This window comes from Corynebacterium sp. (assembly GCF_030532715.1).
Classification (GTDB): Bacteria; Actinomycetota; Actinomycetes; order Mycobacteriales; family Mycobacteriaceae; genus Corynebacterium.
In genome coordinates this window covers 569799-589323 of sequence record NZ_JAUNKO010000001.1, presented here as the reverse complement: position 1 = coordinate 589323, position 19525 = coordinate 569799, and the positions used below count along the sequence as shown (strand labels likewise).

Here is a 19525-nt window from a genome sequence, read left to right as displayed (position 1 = left end):
CGCACCAGCGGGGCAAGACCTAAGCAGTTCGGTTTTTCCGTTCGGCTTAGGTCTTTTTGCGTTTCAGGGCAGTTTTCTAGGAGAGGGTTGGGCGATGGCTGTTAAGGCTGATTTTGAGGATTTGGCGCGGGAGGTGGTTGCCGCGTTTGGGGGAGCGGAGAATATTTGTTCGGTGGTGCATTGCGCGACTCGGTTGCGGTTTGTGTTGGCGGATTCGGCGCGTGCAGATGTGAAGGCTGCGCAGTCGGCGCCGGGTGTGCTTACGGTGGTGACTGCTGGCGGGCAACATCAGGTGGTTGTGGGCAATGATGTTCCATTCGCCTATGAGGCGGTGGTCGCGTTGCCGGGCATGCAGGGCAAGGGAGGTAAGGAATCTTCCGCTGCGGAGTCGGCTTCGAAGGAAAAGAAGAACCCGTTGGATGGGTTCGTGGATATTATTTCCGCGATTTTTACGCCGGTGTTGTGGCCGTTAGCGGGTATCGCGCTGGGTAAGGCTTGCTTGAGTATGGCGTCGCAATTCGGTTGGCTTGCGCAGGAAAGCACTGAGTATGTGGTGTTCAACGCGGCGGTGGATGGTTTGTTTACGTTTTTGCCGATCTTTTTGGCGGTGACGGCAGCCCGGAAGTTCCGCGCGAATGAGTTTGTGGCCATGGCGGTGGTGGCGCCGTTCCTGCATCCTGGTTTGGTTGCGTTGCTGGATAGTGGTGAGCCGTTGCATTTCTTTGGGTTGCCGTTGACTCCGATGTCGTATGCCTCTTCGGTTATTCCGGCGATTGTGAGTGTGTGGGCGTTGTCGTATGTGCAGCGCTGGTTGGAGCGGGTGTTGCCAAGCGCGTTGCGGAATTTTTTGGTGCCGGTGTTGTGCGTGGTGATCATGGTGCCGCTCGTGTTGTTGACTATTGGCCCTGCAACGATGCTGCTTGCGAACGCCATTTCGGGTGGTTTGCTTGCCGTGTACGGGTTTGCCCCCTGGTTGGCTGGTGGCGTGTTGGGCGGCTTGTGGCAGGTGCTGGTGATTTTCGGCTTGCACTGGGGTTTGGTGCCGGTGATGTTGAATGATTACGCCACGGTCGGTTATTCGATGATCGCGGCGCCGTTGATGCCGTCGGTGTTGGCGCAGTGTGCGGCGGTGTTGGCGGTGGCGGTGCGGTCGCGTGATGCGAAGCGTCGGAAGTTGGCTGCTCCCGCCGCGTTTTCCGGGTTTTTCGCTGGTGTGACGGAGCCGATTATTTATGGTGTGAATTTGCCGCTCAAGGTGCCATTTATTGTTGGTTGTGTGGCGGGCGCAATTGGCGGCGTGATTGTGGGTGTGGGTGGCAACGCCCAAGACGCGTTTGTGTTCCCTTCGTTGCTGGCGTTTTCCGCGGCGTTGACAGTCGGCTCGGTGTATACACAAATTTTCGCTTGCGGTTTGGCTATCGTGCTTGCGTTCGTAGGTACGTTTGTGCTGCTGCCAAACGTGGAGCGTAAAGAGGCCGCGCTGCTCGAGGCCCCCGTCGAACCTGTCGAACCCGCCGAACCTGCCTCTGTGGCCTCGGCCGTCGATCAGCCGTCCGGAACGATCCCGGTGTTATTGCCGGTGGCTGGCAAGGTGGTTGCGTTGTCTGAGGTGCCGGATCCGGTGTTTGCGGGTGGTGCGATGGGGGTGGGCACTGCCGTGGTTCCGAGCGAGGGTGAGTTTTTCGCCCCGGTGAGTGGCAAGGTGGTGTCGGCGCAGGATTCGGGCCATGCGTTCGGTATCCGTACGGCTGATGGCGTGGAGGTGTTGGTGCATATTGGTATTGACACGGTGAAGTTGCGCGGGGAGCACTTTACTCGGCATGTGCGCAAGGGTGACCAGGTTTCCCAGGGGCAGCCGTTGTGTACTGCGGATCTTGCTGCGATTTCCGCAGCGGGGTATGACACCACAACTATTCTCGTGGTCACGAATGCCGCGAAGTTTGCGGCTGTTCGTGTCCCTGAGCATTCCGGCGCGCCCGCGTTGCGTGGGGAAGCCGGCATCCTGATTACTCGTTGATTTGTTTGATTCGAAGGAGCAGTATTATGGCTTTCCCTAAGGGGTTCTTGTGGGGCGGCGCCACGGCCGCGAACCAGATTGAAGGCGCATACAATGTGGGCGGCAAAGGGCTGTCCATCCAGGATGTGATGCCGCGCGGTGTTCTTACGCCGCCGACGGTTGGGCCCACCCCGGAGAATCTGAAGTTGGAGGCGATTGATTTTTATCATCGCTACGCGGAGGATATCGCGTTGTTTGCGGAGATGGGGTTTACGGTGTTCCGCTTTTCCATCGCCTGGTCGCGGATTTTCCCGCGTGGGGATGAGGAGGAGCCGAATGAGGAGGGTTTGGCGTTCTACGATCGCGTGTTGGATGAGCTGGAAAAGTACGGCATTGAACCCTTGGTTACGCTGAGCCACTATGAAACGCCGCTGGCACTGGCGCGGGAGTATGGCGGCTGGCGCAACCGTAAACTCATTGGGTTTTTCGAACGTTTTGCGGAGACGGTGTTCCACCGCTATCGGGGCCGCGTGCGTTATTGGCTCACCTTTAATGAGATCAATTCGATCTTGCACCAGCCGTTTTTGTCCGGCGCCATTGAGGCACCGCGGGAGGAGTTGAGCGAGGCGGAGTTGTATCAGGCGATCCACCATGAGTTGGTTGCGTCTGCCCGGGTGACGCGTTTGGCGCACGAGGTGGATAGTGAAAACTTGGTTGGTTGCATGATCATTGGGATTCCGCGGTATCCGCTGACCCCGCAGCCGGAGGATGTGCTCAAGGCGATGCGTGAATCGCAGTTGGATATCGCGTTTGGTGATATTCAGTGCCGGGGCACTTACCCGAGTTTCCTGCTGCGGCATTTCCGGGAGCATGGGGTGGAGTTGGATATTACGGATGCTGACCGCGCAGACCTCGCCCATACCGTCGATTTCGTTTCGTTTTCCTACTACATGTCGGCGTGTGAGTCTGCGGATCCCGCGCGGCAAACGCGTGGCGAGGGCAACCTCATGGGCGGTATTCCGAACCCTACGTTGCCCGCTTCCGAGTGGGGTTGGCAGATTGACCCGACGGGCTTGCGTATTGTGCTGAACCAGTATTGGGACCGCTGGCAGAAACCGCTGTTTATTGTGGAAAACGGTTTGGGCGCCCGCGACACGCTTGTCGACGCCCCGGCGGGCCCCACCGTGCACGACGATTACCGCATCGCCTACATGAATGATCACCTCCTCCAGGTGGAGGAGGCGTTGAACGATGGGGTGGAGATCATGGGCTACACCTCGTGGGGTTGTATTGACTTGGTGTCGGCGTCGACGGCGCAAATGTCTAAACGCTACGGGTTTATCTATGTGGATCGTGATGATTCCGGCGAGGGCACGCTTCAGCGTCACCGTAAGGATTCGTTTTATTGGTATCGCGACATCATCGCTTCGCACGGAGAGGCGTTGAAGCGCCGGTGAATATCCTTCGGGTGTTGAACAATAACGTTGTGCTCGCGGTCGATGAGTCCGGTGGGGAAGTCATCCTCACCGGGTGGGGCGTGGGCTTTCAAACCAAGCCCGGACGGCCAGTTGACCAGGCGAAAGTGCAGCGGGTGTTCCTCCCGGAGGGCCATCGTTCCAGCGATCATTTAGGGGAGCAGCTGGCCGCCATCCCACCGGACTATATCGCCGCCGCCGATGATGCGATCCGTGCCGTGGGGCGTGCCCCTGGCACCGCCACGGTGGTGGCCCTTGCCGATCACCTCCATCAGGCTGCCCTGCGCGCCACCAAGGTGCTGGAGGAGCATCATCCCCTCGCCACCGAGGTCAAGCACCTGTACCCGGAGGAGTATGCGGACGCACAGCGCATCTTGAGCGCGGTGTGCACCCAACTTTGTCTGACGTTGCCTCAGGTTGAGTCCGTTGCGATCGCGTTGCACCTGGTCAACGCGGGCCTGCGCGAAGGTGACCTTTCGGACACGTACCTCATGACGGGCGTCTTCTCCCAACTCTTTGAGATTATTGAGCAAAGTTATGGGATCGTGGTTCCCCGCGAATCGGTGACGGCTGCGCGGTTTGTCACCCACATGCGGTACCTGTTCGTCCGGGCCCGCCAGGGAACGCAACTTCGGGAGGGCATGGCGGTGCTGAGCCAAAGCCTCAATGCGGAGCACCCCGAGGCGGTGGCGTGCGCGGCAAAGCTTGCCGCGGTGTTGGCCTTGCGCTTGGGCGAACCCCTCACCGACGACGAGATCGCGTACCTCGCCTTGCACGTCGCAAGGCTCGCGGGCTGACCGCCGCGGCCGCTAGTGTAGCTGGGTTCCGTCGTAGCGTAACGTGTGCGCTTCGAATACTTCCGAATCCGGCTGCGCTTTGTCGGCCACGCGCAACCATTTCATCTCCACCGCGTCGGCGGTGATGGTGGCGATGGAGTAGCCGTGGGCGTCGAGTTCGACATGCCGGGCGTGCGGGTTGGCGCGGCGCAGTTGCCGCGCCGCCTCTTGGGAGACGGGATTGTGGTCAGGCAGGTTTAGCATGTCATCTACGTTTGGTGCGCTTATTGAGGTGCACACGAGCTCTCCCGCCACCACCCGATCGTTGTGCATGATTTCGTTTCCCCACTCGGAATGGATATCCCCGGTGAAAAACACCGTGTGCCCCGATCGCGTCCCCAATATTTCCAGCAGGCGGTCGCGGTCATTGACGTAGCCATCCCACTGGTCGTTGAGCACCGGTGTGTTGACCGGTGCCCCGATCATTTCTTTTATCGCGTTTTGCACCTCGTATGGCAGCGCGATGATGTCCATTTTTGCCAACATGACGGAGTTTCCAACGAGCCGCCAGGACGTGGAGGATGTTTCGACCTGTTGTTGCAGCCACGCGAATTGTTCGCTTCCCACCACATCGGGGGTCTGACCGCCACGAATGAGCTGCAAGGCACCCGGTGCCGCACGATACGAGCGCAAGTCAAGCATGAGCAGTTCCGCGAGTGAGCCGAATTGCAGGTGCCGGTACAGGTGACCACCCTCCGAGGGGTTCGTTGCCCGCAACGGTTGCCATTCAAAATACGCCTGCATCGCAGCGTTGCGGCGTGCTTGCCAATCGCCCTCCGAATCATCATGGTTCGCCGCGCCGTGCGCGTAGGCATTGTTGGCAATTTCGTGATCGTCCCACGTCACCACCCAGGGAACAGCCGCATGCGCCGCTTGCAAATGCGCATCCGTCCGGTACGTCCCGTACCGCAGCCGATAATCGGCCAGTGTGACAGTTTCCCACGCCGGTTGATTCGGGCGAAGCACCCCAAGCTTGCCCGCCATTTCACCAACACCATATTCGTAAATGTAATCGCCCAGATGCACCACCACATCGAGTTCACCGCGCGCACCTCGTTCGGCGATATCGCGATAAGCAGCGAAGAACCCAGACTCCCAATTTGCGCACGAGGCGATTGCGCATCGCAACACCTCAACCTCCGCCGTGAACTCCGGAGCAGTCGCAGTCCGTCCGACGGGCGATGTTTGCCCTAAGGCATGGAACCGATAGAAGTACACGGTTGCTGGTTCTAACCCATAGGGGTCGATGTGTACGGTGTGGTCGGAATCAGCGCTGGTTGTGGTTTCCCCGTGCGCGTGGATCGTCGAAAAGTTTTGGTCAAGCGCCACCTCCCAGCGCACATCGACCACGTCCCCCAACCCTGAACCCGGAGTCGCCTCCGCGGTGGGCGTGACGCGGGTCCACAACACAACGCTTGTTGGCAACGGATCACCTGAGGCTACCCCGTGTTGAAACACGGCATGCGCAAGCTCGCCCGTAGCCATGGCGGTGCCGATTCCACCGGCCACGCAGGTCGCTGCTCCGGCCGCAAGCGTTGACTGAATGAATGTTCGCCTAGTCATGGAGCTCATTACGCCATTATTCGTGCGGTTTTGGGCAGCCGCAAGCAATACTGCTGCCTGGGTTCCGGCTGCGCTCCAGCTGGCGGCGGGTTTTCACGCACCAAACCCACGCCAATGAAAAAGCGCCCCCTGCAGGATTCGAACCCGCGACCAGCCGGGTAGAAACCGGATGCTCTAATCCACTGAGCTAAGGAGGCTTGAAGGTATTTACCTTCATCAGGGAACTTTACCGCACACCCGTTTGCGGTCACTAACCTAGAGGCAGAGTAGGGGAGTTGCACCATACAAACTACCCTTGGGGTCATGTCTAACGTTGCAGTGGATACCCCCGTTGAGGGCGCGGCGTCGATACGCGGGCGCGTGCGGGCGTCGTGGGCGTTGTACGTGTTGTTTTTTCTTACCGCGGGTGCGGTCGGCGCGTGGATTTCGTGGCGCTTTTTGGGGGCTTCGTTGGCGGCGCTGGGTATCCCGGACCCGGGCCCGGCGACGACGCTGGGCCTGCCACTATTGCGCGCCGGGGGCTGGGTGCTAGCGGCGTTGGCGGCGGGGTCGTTTCTGCTGTCGGGGTTTTTGGTATCGCCACGCACGGATGATTTGCGGACGGCGGAGTTAAGCGTCGACGGGGCGATTGCGGCGCGGACGGGCGCATGGTCCGCACTGTGCCTCTCGGCGGTCGCGTTCCTTATGGTGCCCATGTACCTTTCGGACGTGTCCGGGGAACCGCTGGTGGAGGCGATGAAGCCGGCGAATTGGTCGATAGCGGTGGGTCAGGTGTCCACTTCGCTGGCGTGGCTGTGGGTGGGCATCCTCGCCGCAGCAACCGGGGTGGTTGGCGTGTTTTCCCGCACGTGGATTATGCAGCCGGTGCTGTTGTTGGGGTCGATTCTGATGATTGTGCCGCTGGGGTTGGAAGGGCACTCCGCCACGGGCGGCGACCACGATTACGGCACCAACTCCTACCTGTGGCATTTACTGTTCACCGTGCTGTGGGTGGGTGGGTTGATGGCGCTCATCGCCCACGGCCGGCGCCGCGGCGTTGAGATGCGGCTAGCGGTGTCGAGGTACTCCACCGTAGCGCTGGTTGCGGTGGCGGTGATGGCCATTTCCGGGCTTATTAACGCTGCGATCCGCATCGAATTTTCCGATTGGCTGACCACCGACTACGGCTGGCTCATTACCGCCAAATTCGTCGGAGTGATTGTGCTCGCCGGATTTGGTTGGGCGCATCGGGCGTGGGCGATTCCCAAGCTTGATGCCCAGCCGGGGCTGTTCCGCCAGGTGGCCACGGTGGAAGTGCTGCTCATGGCGGCTATGTGCGGTGTAGCCGTATCGCTGGGGCGCACCCCGCCCCCGCCGCCACGCGAACCCGACTTGAACACCATGGATATTCAGTTGGGCTACAAGCTATTTGTGGAGCCGACGATTTGGAACGTGTGGACCATGTGGCGCTTCGACATCGTGTTCGGCACGTTGGCGATTGTGCTGGCCGTGGCATACCTGTGGGGTGTGTGGCGGCTGCGCTCCCGGGGTGAAGCATGGTCGTGGGGCCGCACCGCCTGGTTCCTCACCGGGTGCCTTATGCTGCTGGTCACCATGTGTTCCGGGATCGGCATGAACATGCCAGCCACGTTTTCCATGCACATGGTGGGGCACATGATTCTCTCCATGGGGGTGCCCGTGTTCTGGGTGCTGGGCGGGCCGCTGACCTTGTGGCTTGCCGCGTTGCAACCGGGGGAACCCGGCCGGCCCGGCCCGCGCGAATGGCTCGAGGTGGCTATTGATAATCCGGTGGTGCGGTTCCTGACCAACCCGGCGGTCAACACCATCCAATTCCTGGTGATCTTCTATATCTTGTACCTCACCCCGCTCTACGATGTTGCTGTGTCCGAACACGCTGGGCACTTGGGCATGAACGTGATCTTCATTTGGTCCGGCGTGATGTACTACTGGGAACTCATCGGCATTGACCCGCTGCCCGGACGGGGTGGCCCCATGGGCAGGCTGGCGTGGCTTTCCGGATCGCTGCCGTTCCATATGTGGTTCGGGGTGACCCTTATGCAGATGCAAACCATCCTCGCCGAAGAGTTTTATTCCACGCTCGGCTTGCCGTGGGAAATGAACCTCCTCCACGACCAAAACGTCGGCGGCGGTATCGCCTGGGCCTCCGGCCAATTCCCCCTTGTGATTGTGTTTGGCGCCCTGCTGATCGCCTGGTACCGAGACGACCGCAGGCAAATGCGCACCTATGACGCGCACGCGGACGCAACGGGGGATGAGGAAATGGAGGCATATAACGCCATGCTGGCGCAAATGAACGCAGGCGGCGAACGCTTTAACTGAGACGGAGCGGGGCGGGCGGCGTGTGCAACCCGTCGAGGACCTGGGTGGTTGAGCTGCAACATTACACAGCTTTTGTGCTGTGGTCGGAGATTCACGTAAATCCTGGTCAGGCAGATTTGACATGCCGGGGTGCGTGGAACGGTATTTTCGCAGGAGCGTAAAACGGCCATGTTACATGTGCCTGAGGCAGATCCGACCGCGCGGATGGTTCGAAAGTTCTCAAACTGTTCGCGAGTGATTGCACCCCCGTCCTCGGCCATAATCATGGGACCTTTGGGTGGTTCCCACAAGCGATCAGTAGGCGGGAAAGCATCGGTTGGAAAGGTTTTTGGGGTTCGTGCGCGCTTGGCCTGTGGATAACGCAAAGTTATCCACAGATTGACGGTCGGTGCATGCCAAAACACTTTCCAAGGGTGGGGTGGGGCGGCAGGCTGGGTGGGGAGATAGTAAACGCACTGTAACGTAAAGGAGCTCGCCATGGCGCAGCAAACTGTCACTGTTACCGGTCATTTGGTTTCGGATCCACTGTTGAAAAAGATCAGTGAGACCGGGGAAATCGCTAGGTTTCGCCTAGCATCCAGCAAACGCAGGCTTAATCAAGGCACCGGGGTTTGGGAAAGCTATGACAATCTCTATATCGGTGTGGAGTGTTGGGGTCAACTGGCGCGCAATGTGAAATCGAGTTTGCGGGGCGGTATGGCGGTGATCGCAACGGGCACGATGGTCAGCAGCGAATGGGAGGATAAGGATGGTAATCGGCAATCTCGAATCGTGCTGAAATCCACGCATATTGGCGTGGATTTGAGCAGGTACACGGTGAATTCGTTGGCTACTGCGCCGTTGCAACCGGTGGGGGATAAGCGGGTGAGCGTCCCGAAGGCGTTCGACCCGCAGGTACCGGGTGCGTACGACGAAGACCTTACGTCCAATACCGGTATTGAACCCGTGCCGCAGCCGGAAGATGAGGGGCAGGAAGCCCGGGAGGAGGTTACTTCTTAAATAGTTTTTCTATCTGATCCAGGAATCCTAGGGCGCTGTAGTAGTCCACGCGGAAAATCTCGGGGTCAATGGCATAGACGTGGTCGTTTTTCACAACTTCGGCGTCGGCGAGTTGCGGGTTTGCCTTGATTCGGGCTACCGGATCTTCGGTTCCGTCGACGTTGGATACTAGGAAGGTTTTGCCGGTAAGTGCCTTGTCGAGGTTTTCCGGTGTGACGTGTTTGACGTCGGTGCGTTTGCCGAATGCTCCCGAGGTGTCCACGATATCCGCGGCGGGCTCGGCTACCTCGAAGCCGAGCTCGGCAAGCAGTTCGCCTTGCGCGGACTGTTTGGTCCATAGGTTCATGCCTTCGCCCTCGGCAAGTGCCAAACCAATGTTCGTTGGTTGGTCCGGGATCGTGATCGCGCCCTTGACCTCAGTTAGGCGCTTATTAAAGGATTCCAGCGTGCTTTCCGCATTGTGTTCCAAACCGGTGATCGTGCCCAGTTCGGTAATCAGGGCTTCCCAACTCTTGTCGGAGTAATCCACTACCACAACCGGAGCAACATCTTTGAGCTGGTCGTGGAGCTTCGTGGCGGAGTCGGCTCCCGCTGCGGAGACCACAATTAAGTCTGGCTGCTGTGCCACGATCTTTTCTAGGTTTGGATCTAGGTGATAGAGGCTTTCCACATTGCGTTCCTCGGCAACCTGTTCCCACTGGCGGAAGAATCCTTTGTCGGAGGCCGCAGGGCCGGGTTGCGCACCGCCGGTGGCGACCACTGGGGCGTCGATAGCCAATAAGCTGCCGGTGACGGTGACGGTGGTGGAAACGATGCGTTTCGGCTGGGCGGGAATCTCTACTTTTTCGGTGTCCTTGGTGGCCTTGCCGTCCTGCACTACCAGCGAATCGACCGTGCGCGGCCACTGACCCTGACTCTGGCTTTCAGAGGTGCTGGCGGCGGTGGATTGTGTGTTTTCGGTGGAGTTTTCGGCCGGGGAGCACGCGGCGGCGGTCAGCCCGAGGCTTATCAAAACACCTGCTGTAAGAATTCTAGTTCGAATGTGGGAACGCTGCTTCATGGTGGAAGCCCTCTCCTGAGTGCGCCATACAATGTGCTTAGGGTTGCTTAGCCTAAATTAACGTATGCTTGCTGTCAATAGTTTTTGCTGAATCTAAACACCGGAATGTAGGGAATTCGTGCCAAGGTTAGAAACGAACATCGTTACGCATTCAACGCCGCCGACGCATTGGAAAACTCGCAGCATATGGCTTTTCTTATTAGTGTTGGTGGTGGTTGCGGGCAGCGTAATAAGTCTGTTTATTGGTGCCCGAGAAATAAGTGCTGCTCAAATTATTGGGAATCTTTCAAATATTCTTGCGGCGGTGTATGACCCCCTTTCCATAACCGCCGATCTCCGAGTTATTTCCGAACAAAGAATCCCCCGCACTCTGATTGCCGTAGTTGTTGGTGCCGCCATTGGGGTCGCGGGGGCGGTGATCCAGGGGCATACGCGCAATCCGCTCGCAGACCCCGGCATCGTCGGCGTATCCGCAGGTGCGACGCTGGGCGTGGTGGCTTTTACTAGCGTCACCGGCATCGCCAGCATGGCGTTCACTTCCCTAGCTGCGGTTCTCGGTGCCATCGGCGCAACTGTACTGGTGTTCGTGTTGGCGAATGTGGGTGCGGGGCAGCTCAACCCTATGACTCTGGTGCTAAGTGGCGCGGCGCTTTCGGCGGTGCTGAGCGCATTTACTACTTCACTGATTCTCAGCGACTCCGGCGCGCTCGAACGTATGCGCTTCTGGACTATCGGGGCAGTAAACAAAGGAAGCCTGGAAACCCTATACATCCTGATCCCGGCCGTAATAATTGGGATCACCATCGCCTTTCTCATGGCACCGCAGCTCAACCTCCTTAATCTCGGCGATGACGTGGCGGAATCGCTTGGGGTAGATGCAGCTAAGGCGCGTGTGGCAGGTATTGCGCTGATCGCGTTCCTCGCCGCCGTGGCCACCGCGGCAGCTGGGCCGATTAGCTTCCTTGGGCTCCTTGCCCCGCAGATCGCACGTTCGATTTGTGGGGCGGATTATCGGTGGGTGCTGCCATATGCGGCGGTGATCGGCGCGGCGCTATTGCTGGTTGCGGATATGGTGGGGCGCGTCGTTGCAAAGCCGGGGGAGATAGAAGTAGGTATCGTACTGGCGTTCGTTGGGGCGCCGGTATTCCTGTTCCTGCTGTGGCGCAATAGAGTGGTGCAATTATGACGGTTCGGGAACTGCCTCCGCTGCGGCTCGGACCGATCTCGCGTGTGTGGCGGCCGTGGGTTGCGGTGGTTATTGGCGCGCTCTTGGTCCTAATCGCGCTGCTTATGGCCGTCGGCATAGCCATCGGGGATTATCCGCTATCCGTCCCGCGGGTATTCGCCATTGTGTTCGCGGGCACCGATGCGCCGATGGAGCGCCTTGTGGTGTGGAAGTGGCGCATGCCGCGCGTGGTAACGGCACTGGTGGTGGGTATGGCCCTTGGCATCGCCGGTGCGCTCACACAATCGGTTGCACGAAATGCACTCGCTAGCCCGGATATTCTTGGCATCACTTCCGGTGCCTCCGCATTCGCTGTCGCCACAATTGTCTTGGGCAAGTCCGATAATGTGTTCGCATGGCTGGCGGGCTTGGGGTTGCCGCTTGCGGCGCTGCTCGGCGGGTTATTTGCCGGCGTGGTCATGTGGTTATTGGCGTGGCGTCGTACCGCCGACCCGCTGCGGCTGGTGCTGTTTGGCATTATTTTATCGGCGCTGTTCCAGGCGTGCCTGTATTTTCTGATCAGCCGCGCCGATATTTCGGACGCCGGGCAGGCCACGTTTTGGCTGCATGGTTCGCTAAACAGTTCGAATTGGGATCGACTTGGTTCCGCCGCACTGGTGCTTATGGTGTCGGTGTTATTACTGGGGTGGCTGGGTTTTCTGATCCTTGCGCATTCGCTCGGACCCGCGCTGGCCCAAGCCCTCGGCCAGGGGAAGGGTCGTGCACAATGGTCCATGTTTGGTGTGGCGATTGTGCTGGCGGCGATATCCGTTTCCGTGGCGGGGCCGATCCAATTTATCGCGTTTGTCGGCCCGCAGATCGCTCTGCGCCTGTTGCGGAGCTCCACTCCGCCCCTGTTTACGTCGGCGCTGGTAGGCGCGGCATTATTGCTGGCAGCGGACATTGTGGTGCAGCTCCTGCCCCAGGAATTGCCGGTCGGCGTTGTCACCTCCGCCACGGGCGGCATATTCCTTGTGTACTTGTTAGTTCGTCAAAACCGAATGCTGGCCTCAACATGGAAATAGTAAAGATTTTTGGTTCGTCCGTGAGCGCTGGATATCAGGAGCGCCTGATTCTAGACTCCATTGACGTGGCAATACCCGCCCGCCGCATCACCACAATCATCGGCCCTAACGGGTGCGGCAAGTCCACGTTATTGCGAACACTTGCTCGACTGCTGCCGCTGCGTTCCGGCACGCTTACCCTCGACGGCGCCGATATGTATGCTTTTCGACGCCGCGATCTCGCCCGCCGCATCAGCCTTTTGCCGCAAGCACCCCTCGCCCCACCTGGGGTAACGGTGGCCGACTTGGTGTCTCGCGGCAGGCACCCGCATCAAAACTGGTTGCAACAATGGTCTGCCCAGGATGAACGCGAAGTCGCCGCCGCATTGGATATGGCCGGGGTTGCCGATTTGGCCGGGTTAAGGGTGGATTCGTTATCCGGTGGGCAGCGGCAACGGGTGTGGATTTCCATGGTTTTAGCGCAGCAAACTGACGTTCTATTTCTGGATGAGCCCACAACCTATCTGGATTTGGCGGCGGCCACCGAGATCCTGAACCTAGTGGCCCGGCTCAATCGGGAATTAGAACGCACGATCGTGCTGGTATTGCATGACCTGAACTTGGCCGCCCGATACTCGGATCACTTGATCGTGATGCGCGAGGGGGCGCTTGTGAGCAGCGGCACCCCGGCGCAGGTGATCACCACGAAACTGCTTGAAGAGGTGTTCGGTTTGCGGGCGGTTATTATCACGGACCCTGTTACCGGCGGCCCGCTTATCGTCCCCTCCGATCTGCCCGCCAGCCGCTAAGCCAGCCCGTCGAGCAGCTGGGAGCCTAGCCGCCGACCGAGGGGTCTAGCCGGAGCAGTGTGTCACCAAGGCCGATTGGTTGCTTGCCGGTGATGCGTAATCGGGCAAGCTGGGCAGCTTCCGTAATGCCGGTCAGGGTGGGGATATGCCCGTCGGAGGAGCACATGCGCACCATGTCTTCTTCGAAAAGATGATCGTTGATATTGCCGGGTTCTGCAAGGGCGGTAACCACATACACGGGACCGCCGCCTACCCGCTTGGCAAATTCCGCCAGCTGTGTGCTTAAGGCGGCTGGGGCGCATGTCGCACCGGGGTCGATAAGGATGCCGAGATTCGCGCCCTCGGCGCGCGGCGCCTCATGGGGTGCCTCCGTCCAAATGTCCAGGGTTGGGGCCTTGTCGCTGTGTTTGGCGCGCACCTCATCCGCATACACTGCCGCTGCGTAGCCTCGAATTAGGATTCGGGCATCGTTGGGGAGCTGGCCCAGTGCACTGGCCATTGGCTCGGCGCTCCAAGGTGCGGTAATGCTGTGGAATTCCTCGAATGCTTGGTCGGTGGCTGCGTATTTGGCCACGGGCACACCGGTGCGCATGACTCGTTCCGCATGCGCTAAGCTTAAGCCCCGCCGGTCCACCTCATGAACTATTAGCCGCACCATAAAGCTTTCCTCATCGGCGAATTCCCGACCTAATGGCGTGAGCCGCACATGGCGGTCCTCTAAAGCCACCAGAGATTCTCCGGCAAGGAATCGCAGTAGACGGGCGAGCCGCTCGGCGTCGAGCTGGAGGTGTTCGGCGAGTTTTGGGGCGTGGATAATCCCGTCATCGATGGCGGCGAATACGCCGAGTTTCACGGCTGCTCGAATCAAAAACGCTGGGGCAAATTCCGTGAGTTCGTGCGCTTGTTCCATGAGTGAGAAGCCGCCGCCGGTAATGGAACCATCTTCCTCTACGGTTACGGGATTGTCACGCCAATAGCCCGTGAATTCGGAATCCTCCTTGGCAAAACCGCGGGCCCGCAGTGTTTTTCGGGCGGCGCGCAGTTTGCCTGCCTCGCCTGCCACCCATGCGTACCCCGGCTGCGGTGGAAAATCGAGGGTTTCTAGGGCCTTTTGGAATTCCTCACCCGCGGCGCGTACCAGCCAGGTAATGGTGGCGTCCGCGTCTGTGTGCAGCTCGAAGATGTGCTCGCGCCGGGCTACTTCAATGATGGCATGGACCGGGTAGCCGGCGGGCAATTCCTCCAAGCCGCGCGCGATGGCTGGCAGAGCGGTTTCATCGCCGACCAGCAACAACCAATCCCGGTGCGTGGGCAGGGCTCGGCACGCCTTTGGACCGACCACCCACAATTTGTCACCCACTTGGGCGGTGTGGGACCAGTGCTCCGCAAGCCCCACCCCGTGACGGGCGAAATCGATAGCCAGTTCCTGAGCGGATTCGTCAAACCAACGTACGGTATAGGTGCGGAACAGGGCTTTCACGGTGGCGTTCCAGATCACGGTCCCGTGCTCATTGAGCTGCGGTCGGGGACGTTCCCCGGTGGCGGGGTCCGGAAAGATCAGCCGCACGTCGTCGTCAAACCCCGTACTATAGAGGCGGTCGATGCGGTGCGGGCCGAAATCATGGGCCTGCAGCTGCGGCCCGCCAAAGATTATGCGGCGCATGCCGGAGGTAATGTCTTCCACGCGAAGCACTTCGAGCTCGCGGACTACAATCGGGTGCATCTGTATATTCCGTTGATGTTTCGGCATGATCCGGCCTTTCGAAGCGCGCAAGAGTTGGTTAGGTTTTCCTAACCCTAGGAAATTGCATTCGGGGAGTCAACGGGTGGTGCGGTACCCTTTGACGTGACTGACTCTGAGTTTTATCCTCGGGTATCCAAAGTTTTCAGCAGTTCAACCGCAATTCCAATCATTCTTAAGGGGAAACATGGGCGAGTTCATCTACACGATGAAGAACGTGCGCAAAGCCCACGGCGAAAAAGTCATCCTTGATAACGTCACTATGGCCTTCTACCCAGGCGCCAAGATCGGCGTGGTGGGTCCGAACGGCGCTGGTAAGTCGTCGATTCTGAAGATCATGGCGGGCATCGACCAACCCTCCAACGGTGACGCCTACCTCGAGCCCGGTGCCACGGTGGGGATCCTGCTGCAGGAGCCGCCGCTGAATGAGGAGAAGACCGTCCGCGAAAACGTGGAAGAGGGCTTGGGGGAGATTTTCCAAAAGAAGCAGCGCTTTGAGGCGATTGCTGAGGAGATGGCAACCAACTACACCGATGAGCTCATGGAGGAAATGGGCAAACTTCAGGAGGAGTTGGACGCGGCGGAAGCCTGGGAGATTGATTCGAAAATTGAGCAGGCGCTGGATGCGTTGCGTTGCCCCCCTGGGGACGAGGCGGTGACCCACCTTTCTGGTGGTGAGCGGCGTCGAGTAGCGTTGGCGAAGTTATTGCTTTCGGAGCCGGACCTGCTGCTGCTGGACGAGCCTACGAACCACCTCGACGCGGAAAGCGTGCTGTGGCTGGAACAGCACCTGGCGAAATACCCCGGCGCCGTGCTCGCCGTTACCCACGACCGTTACTTCTTGGACCACGTAGCGCAGTGGATTTGCGAGGTTGACCGCGGCAAGTTGTACCCCTACGAGGGCAACTATTCCACCTACCTGGAGAAGAAGGCGGAGCGCCTCGAAGTTGCCGGCAAGAAGGACCAGAAGCTGCAGAAGCGGCTGCGCGAGGAGTTGGCGTGGGTGCGTTCTGGGGCGAAGGCTCGGCAGGCGAAGAACAAGGCGCGTTTGCAGCGCTATGAGGAAATGGTTGCGGAGGCCGAGCAGTACAAGAAGCTGGACTTTGAGGAAATTCAGATTCCCACGCCGCCGCGCTTGGGCTCCCAGGTTGTTGAGGTGACCAACCTCGAAAAGGGTTTCGACGGCCGCGTCCTCATTAAGGACCTTTCCTTTACCTTGCCGCGCAACGGCATTGTTGGCGTGATTGGCCCCAATGGTGTGGGTAAATCTACCCTGTTCAAAACCATCGTCGGTTTGGAGCAGCCCGACGCCGGCGACGTGAAGGTCGGCCAAACGGTGCAGCTTTCCTATGTGGATCAGGGGCGCGAAAACATCGACGGGGAAAAGACCGTGTGGCAGGTCGTGTCTGACGGGCTGGACTATATCCACGTCGGCCAGAATGAAATGCCTTCCCGCGCGTACCTTTCGGCATTCGGGTTTAAGGGGCCGGACCAGCAGAAACCCGCTAAGGTGCTGTCTGGCGGTGAGCGTAACCGCCTCAACTTGGCGTTGACGCTCAAGCAGGGCGGCAACCTGATCCTGCTTGACGAGCCCACCAACGACCTCGACGTGGAAACCTTGTCGTCGCTGGAAAACGCGTTGCAGAAGTTCCCCGGTTGTGCGGTGGTGATTTCCCACGACCGTTGGTTCCTGGACCGCACCTGTACCCACATCCTTGCCTGGGAAGGCAACGTTGAGGAAGGTAAGTGGTTCTGGTTCGAAGGTAACTTCGAGGAATATGAGAAGAACAAGGTGGAGCGCCTAGGCCCGGACGCCGCGCGCCCGTCGCGCGTGACGCACCGCAAGCTGACCCGCTAGCCGTGGTTCCGCGCCTGCGGGCGCGGCTCCACCCAAACTGCCGAAACCACCTACACCGCTTGCGCTATCCATGTCGGTGCGCGTTCACCCGTTCGAATACGTTAGAGTGCACTCCAGTGCGAGGAAGGGGTGTGCCGGGCTTGTGTGCTGCCGGTTGCTATGATTTCCTTTGCAAAAGATTTTTAGGTGTGTGACCTTCGGGTGATGTTGCGTGTACCCTGTGGGGTTATTCGGCGCCGGAGCCGGGTTTGTGTGAAAGGATTTGAAAGAGAATGGCTGAAGCTACCGTAAAGTCTGGGCAGGTTGAAGGTGGTTTGATTCACACTTGCAAAGTGAAACTCCGGTGGTCGGACTTTGATCGCTTTGGTCACGTCAATAACGCCGCCTACATTGAGCTTGCGCATGAGGCGCGGGCGAAGTTCGCGGCGGATGGGTTTGGCGATAACGTCATTGAGGAGCTTCCGGCGGTGTTTATTCGCCGCCTTGAGGTGGATTATGTGCGCCCGATTATGCCGGACACGGAGCTGGTTGAGGTTGATACGCAGGTTACCTATGTGGGCAGAACGTCGTTTGCTACTACCCAGCGGGTAAAGGATCGGTACGGCAAGCCGTGCTGCGTGATTGTGTGTACGCAGGTATTTATCGACCTCGGCACGGGCATGCCCCGCCCCATTCGGGAGGACGAAAAAGCCGTGCTGTTGCGGGGAAATTAATGGCGCACGTTGAGTTTTCTGCTGGTGCGCGTGGTGTTGCGGCGATGCTGCAGCGCGCCATGCGTTTCGACGCCGCGTCCCTCGCCCGCCTGCGGCAGCGCGGCGAATTCGTTGATGTGTTCGTGCACACTCCGTTTGGGGTGCTCGCATCCCGTTCCGCCCACGGTGCGGTCGGTGATGGCGCAGTAGCGGGCGGTTCGGGGTCGGCGGGCGGTGTAGTGGTGCGCGCCGCTGATCTTGCTGCGTTGCTTGGCACCGCGGGGGATGTTGGGCCGGCGGACGCGGTGGCGGGGGAGGCGCCGGAAGCGCAAGCGTTGTGGCCCGGTGTGCTGCCGCCTGCTACTGGGTTTGTGCTGCTGGATCAGGTTCCCGCTGCCGTGGTTGCGGACCTCGCCGGCAAGGGCAAGGAGTTGGTTCGGCAGTTTTCCACGTCGGTTGGCCCGCCTGCGTCGCTGCTCGAGCAGGAAGTGCTGCGCGTCCGTGGGAGCGAGGTGGAGGTGGGGGTGCCCATGCGCATGATTTTTGCGTGCGTGAACCTTGGGTTTGTGCCAGGGTTGGGTAGTTCTGCGGATGCTGATGTGCCCCGCCATTTGCGGGTTTCCGCGCTTGACCGGTGGGTGCGTCTCGACGCCGCGTACGGCACCGTGTGGTTGATGCGGGGCGGGGTAAACCTCCTCTAGCCCGCTTAGACTGCATGGTCTACCTGCAAAGTCGCTTATCTGAACAGCTTGGTCTATTCTCGTGGTATTCGTTCCGAGAGAAAGGCCGCACGCTCATGCCAGGTTTTGCCACTTCCGCCGTTCATGCCGGGTATTCCCCCGATGCCTTGGGTGCGGTGAATCCACCGATTTACGCTTCCACCACGTTCGTGCAGGACGGTTTGAACGAATTGCGCGCCGGGTTTGAGTACACCCGCTGCGGCAACCCAACTACCGCTGCGCTGGAGTCGCTGGTGGCGGAACTCGAAGGCGCGAAGTTTGCTCGCGCATTCGCTTCCGGCATGGCCGCTACGGACGTGTTGCTGCGCTCGACGGTGCGCCCCGGCGACCACATCGTGCTCGGCAACGACGCCTACGGCGGCACCTACCGGCTGATCGACACCGTATTCGCCGCCTGGGGCGTGGAGTACTCCGTCGCGGATCTATCGAACCTCGACGATGTGTCCACAGCCCTGCGGCCGAACACCAAGGTGATTTGGGTGGAAACCCCGACCAATCCTGCCTTAAACATTGCCGATATTGCGGGGATCCGTGCGCTCGCCGCCGCCCCAACCTTGGTGGTGGACAATACCTTTGCCACGCCCTACCTACAGCAACCCCTGAGCTTGGGGGCGGACGTTGTGCTTCACTCCTCAACGAAATACCTTGGCGGGCATTCCGACGTTGTCGGGGGCTTGGTGGTGACCAACAACGCGGAACTCGATGAGCAGCTCGCATTTCTGCAGGGCGGTGCCGGTGCGATCCCCAGCCCCTTCGACGCCTATCTCACCATCCGCGGCATCAAAACCCTGCCCATTCGCATGGCCGCGCATTGCCGCAACGCGCAAGCAATCGCCGAATATTTGGAAACTCTGCCGCAGGTCAAACAAGTACTCTATCCGGGGCTTCCGTCCTGCGCTGGGCACGAGGTGGCGCGCCGCCAAATGAGCGGCTTCGGCGGCATGATCTCCGTGCGTTTCCACTCCGAGGAAGCCGCCCGCCATTTCTGTACCAACACCAAACTCATCTACCTCGCAGAATCCCTCGGTGGTGTCGAATCCCTGCTCGAACATCCCGCGACCATGACGCATCAATCCGCGGCCGGATCCCAGCTGGAAGTCCCGCGTGACTTGGTGCGAATCTCCGTAGGCATCGAAGACTTGGACGACCTCCTCGCAGATATCGCCGCCGCACTGCCCGCGGCATAG

15 protein-coding genes and 1 tRNA gene are annotated in these 19525 nt (G+C 59.7%); 12 read left to right on the top strand and 4 right to left on the bottom strand.

Translation table 11 applies throughout. From position 1 onward, the window contains the following. Positions 1 to 94: 94 nt before the first annotated feature. From Q4D83_RS02700 to Q4D83_RS02690, 3 genes are read left to right on the top strand one after another with little or no spacing between them, the layout of a single operon-like run. A complete protein-coding gene (locus Q4D83_RS02700) occupies positions 95 to 2017 on the top strand; it encodes a beta-glucoside-specific PTS transporter subunit IIABC (RefSeq protein ID WP_303172727.1) in 1923 nt (640 codons plus the stop codon). 26 nt (positions 2018 to 2043) lie between these two features. Beyond that, the gene (locus Q4D83_RS02695) at positions 2044 to 3453 is read left to right on the top strand and encodes a glycoside hydrolase family 1 protein (RefSeq protein ID WP_303172726.1); all 1410 of its coding nucleotides are present in this window, start codon (positions 2044 to 2046) and stop codon (positions 3451 to 3453) included. Next, positions 3450 to 4268 carry a PRD domain-containing protein gene (locus Q4D83_RS02690; RefSeq protein ID WP_303172725.1) on the top strand — a complete coding sequence of 273 codons (819 nt, stop codon included), beginning with the start codon at positions 3450 to 3452 and terminating at the stop codon, positions 4266 to 4268. The genes Q4D83_RS02695 and Q4D83_RS02690 overlap by 4 nt, the downstream gene beginning before the upstream one ends. Before the next feature lie 12 nt (positions 4269 to 4280). Here the strand turns inward: Q4D83_RS02690 and Q4D83_RS02685 are convergent, their stop codons facing one another. Together Q4D83_RS02685 and Q4D83_RS02680 are read right to left on the bottom strand one after the other, a co-directional pair. Then, complete coding sequence (locus Q4D83_RS02685; RefSeq protein ID WP_303172723.1) at positions 4281 to 5879, bottom strand: alkaline phosphatase; 1599 nt, start codon at positions 5877 to 5879, stop codon at positions 4281 to 4283. A gap of 114 nt (positions 5880 to 5993) precedes the next feature. Beyond that, positions 5994 to 6067, bottom strand: a tRNA-Arg gene (locus Q4D83_RS02680). A gap of 106 nt (positions 6068 to 6173) precedes the next feature. Here Q4D83_RS02680 and Q4D83_RS02675 point away from each other — a divergent pair. Together Q4D83_RS02675 and Q4D83_RS02670 are read left to right on the top strand one after the other, a co-directional pair. Beyond that, positions 6174 to 8210: a cytochrome c oxidase assembly protein gene (locus Q4D83_RS02675; protein WP_303172722.1), complete on the top strand. Its 2037-nt coding sequence runs from the start codon at positions 6174 to 6176 to the stop codon at positions 8208 to 8210. A 477-nt stretch (positions 8211 to 8687) separates the two neighbouring features. Next, complete coding sequence (locus Q4D83_RS02670) at positions 8688 to 9209, top strand: single-stranded DNA-binding protein (RefSeq protein ID WP_303172721.1); 522 nt, start codon at positions 8688 to 8690, stop codon at positions 9207 to 9209. On the opposite strand, the gene fepB is transcribed toward Q4D83_RS02670, so the two are convergent. Continuing rightward, positions 9199 to 10269, bottom strand: coding sequence for a Fe2+-enterobactin ABC transporter substrate-binding protein (gene fepB / locus Q4D83_RS02665; protein WP_303172719.1), 1071 nt, complete (start codon positions 10267 to 10269; stop codon positions 9199 to 9201). The genes Q4D83_RS02670 and fepB overlap by 11 nt on opposite strands. Positions 10270 to 10387: 118 nt before the next feature. Here fepB and Q4D83_RS02660 point away from each other — a divergent pair, with 118 nt between their 5' ends. The 3 genes from Q4D83_RS02660 to Q4D83_RS02650 are packed head-to-tail and all read left to right on the top strand — an operon-like array spanning position 10388 to position 13307. After that, positions 10388 to 11455, top strand: a complete 1068-nt coding sequence (locus tag Q4D83_RS02660) for an iron ABC transporter permease (RefSeq protein ID WP_303172718.1) — start codon at positions 10388 to 10390, stop codon at positions 11453 to 11455. Beyond that, entirely contained in the window at positions 11452 to 12519 is a 1068-nt protein-coding gene (locus Q4D83_RS02655) for an iron chelate uptake ABC transporter family permease subunit (RefSeq protein ID WP_303172716.1), read from the top strand. Before Q4D83_RS02660 ends, Q4D83_RS02655 begins: the two co-directional genes overlap by 4 nt. Beyond that, positions 12510 to 13307, top strand: coding sequence for an ABC transporter ATP-binding protein (locus Q4D83_RS02650; RefSeq protein ID WP_303172714.1), 798 nt, complete (start codon positions 12510 to 12512; stop codon positions 13305 to 13307). Before Q4D83_RS02655 ends, Q4D83_RS02650 begins: the two co-directional genes overlap by 10 nt. Positions 13308 to 13332: 25 nt before the next feature. On the opposite strand, the gene Q4D83_RS02645 is transcribed toward Q4D83_RS02650, so the two are convergent. Further along, a complete protein-coding gene (locus tag Q4D83_RS02645) occupies positions 13333 to 15030 on the bottom strand; it encodes a siderophore-interacting protein (protein ID WP_303172712.1) in 1698 nt (565 codons plus the stop codon). Positions 15031 to 15235: 205 nt separating this feature from the next. Between Q4D83_RS02645 and ettA the strand changes: the two genes are divergently transcribed. The 4 genes from ettA (at position 15236) to Q4D83_RS02625 (ending at position 19525) form a co-directional block, all read left to right on the top strand. Beyond that, positions 15236 to 16906: an energy-dependent translational throttle protein EttA gene (ettA, locus tag Q4D83_RS02640; protein ID WP_303172711.1), complete on the top strand. Its 1671-nt coding sequence runs from the start codon at positions 15236 to 15238 to the stop codon at positions 16904 to 16906. Between the two features lie 272 nt (positions 16907 to 17178). Continuing rightward, positions 17179 to 17619, top strand: coding sequence for a thioesterase family protein (locus Q4D83_RS02635; RefSeq protein ID WP_303172709.1), 441 nt, complete (start codon positions 17179 to 17181; stop codon positions 17617 to 17619). Then, positions 17619 to 18299 (top strand): hypothetical protein, encoded by a 681-nt coding sequence (locus Q4D83_RS02630; protein WP_303172708.1) that lies wholly within the window; start codon positions 17619 to 17621, stop codon positions 18297 to 18299. The genes Q4D83_RS02635 and Q4D83_RS02630 overlap by 1 nt, the downstream gene beginning before the upstream one ends. Before the next feature lie 95 nt (positions 18300 to 18394). Next, positions 18395 to 19525 carry a cystathionine gamma-synthase gene (locus tag Q4D83_RS02625; protein WP_303172706.1) on the top strand — a complete coding sequence of 377 codons (1131 nt, stop codon included), beginning with the start codon at positions 18395 to 18397 and terminating at the stop codon, positions 19523 to 19525.

Bases quoted from the DNA above. Each gene is read 5' to 3' on its own strand.
- Q4D83_RS02700 (WP_303172727.1), top strand. From the start codon at position 95: ATGGCTGTTAAGGCTGATTTTGAGGATTTGGCGCGGGAGGTGGTTGCC.
- Q4D83_RS02695 (WP_303172726.1), top strand. From the start codon at position 2,044: ATGGCTTTCCCTAAGGGGTTCTTGTGGGGCGGCGCCACGGCCGCGAAC.
- Q4D83_RS02685 (WP_303172723.1), bottom strand. From the start codon at position 5,879: ATGAGCTCCATGACTAGGCGAACATTCATTCAGTCAACGCTTGCGGCC.
- Q4D83_RS02675 (WP_303172722.1), top strand. From the start codon at position 6,174: ATGTCTAACGTTGCAGTGGATACCCCCGTTGAGGGCGCGGCGTCGATA.
- Q4D83_RS02670 (WP_303172721.1), top strand. From the start codon at position 8,688: ATGGCGCAGCAAACTGTCACTGTTACCGGTCATTTGGTTTCGGATCCA.
- fepB (WP_303172719.1), bottom strand. From the start codon at position 10,269: ATGAAGCAGCGTTCCCACATTCGAACTAGAATTCTTACAGCAGGTGTT.
- Q4D83_RS02655 (WP_303172716.1), top strand. From the start codon at position 11,452: ATGACGGTTCGGGAACTGCCTCCGCTGCGGCTCGGACCGATCTCGCGT.
- Q4D83_RS02650 (WP_303172714.1), top strand. From the start codon at position 12,510: ATGGAAATAGTAAAGATTTTTGGTTCGTCCGTGAGCGCTGGATATCAG.
- Q4D83_RS02645 (WP_303172712.1), bottom strand. From the start codon at position 15,030: ATGCACCCGATTGTAGTCCGCGAGCTCGAAGTGCTTCGCGTGGAAGAC.
- ettA (WP_303172711.1), top strand. From the start codon at position 15,236: ATGGGCGAGTTCATCTACACGATGAAGAACGTGCGCAAAGCCCACGGC.
- Q4D83_RS02635 (WP_303172709.1), top strand. From the start codon at position 17,179: ATGGCTGAAGCTACCGTAAAGTCTGGGCAGGTTGAAGGTGGTTTGATT.
- Q4D83_RS02630 (WP_303172708.1), top strand. From the start codon at position 17,619: ATGGCGCACGTTGAGTTTTCTGCTGGTGCGCGTGGTGTTGCGGCGATG.
- Q4D83_RS02625 (WP_303172706.1), top strand. From the start codon at position 18,395: ATGCCAGGTTTTGCCACTTCCGCCGTTCATGCCGGGTATTCCCCCGAT.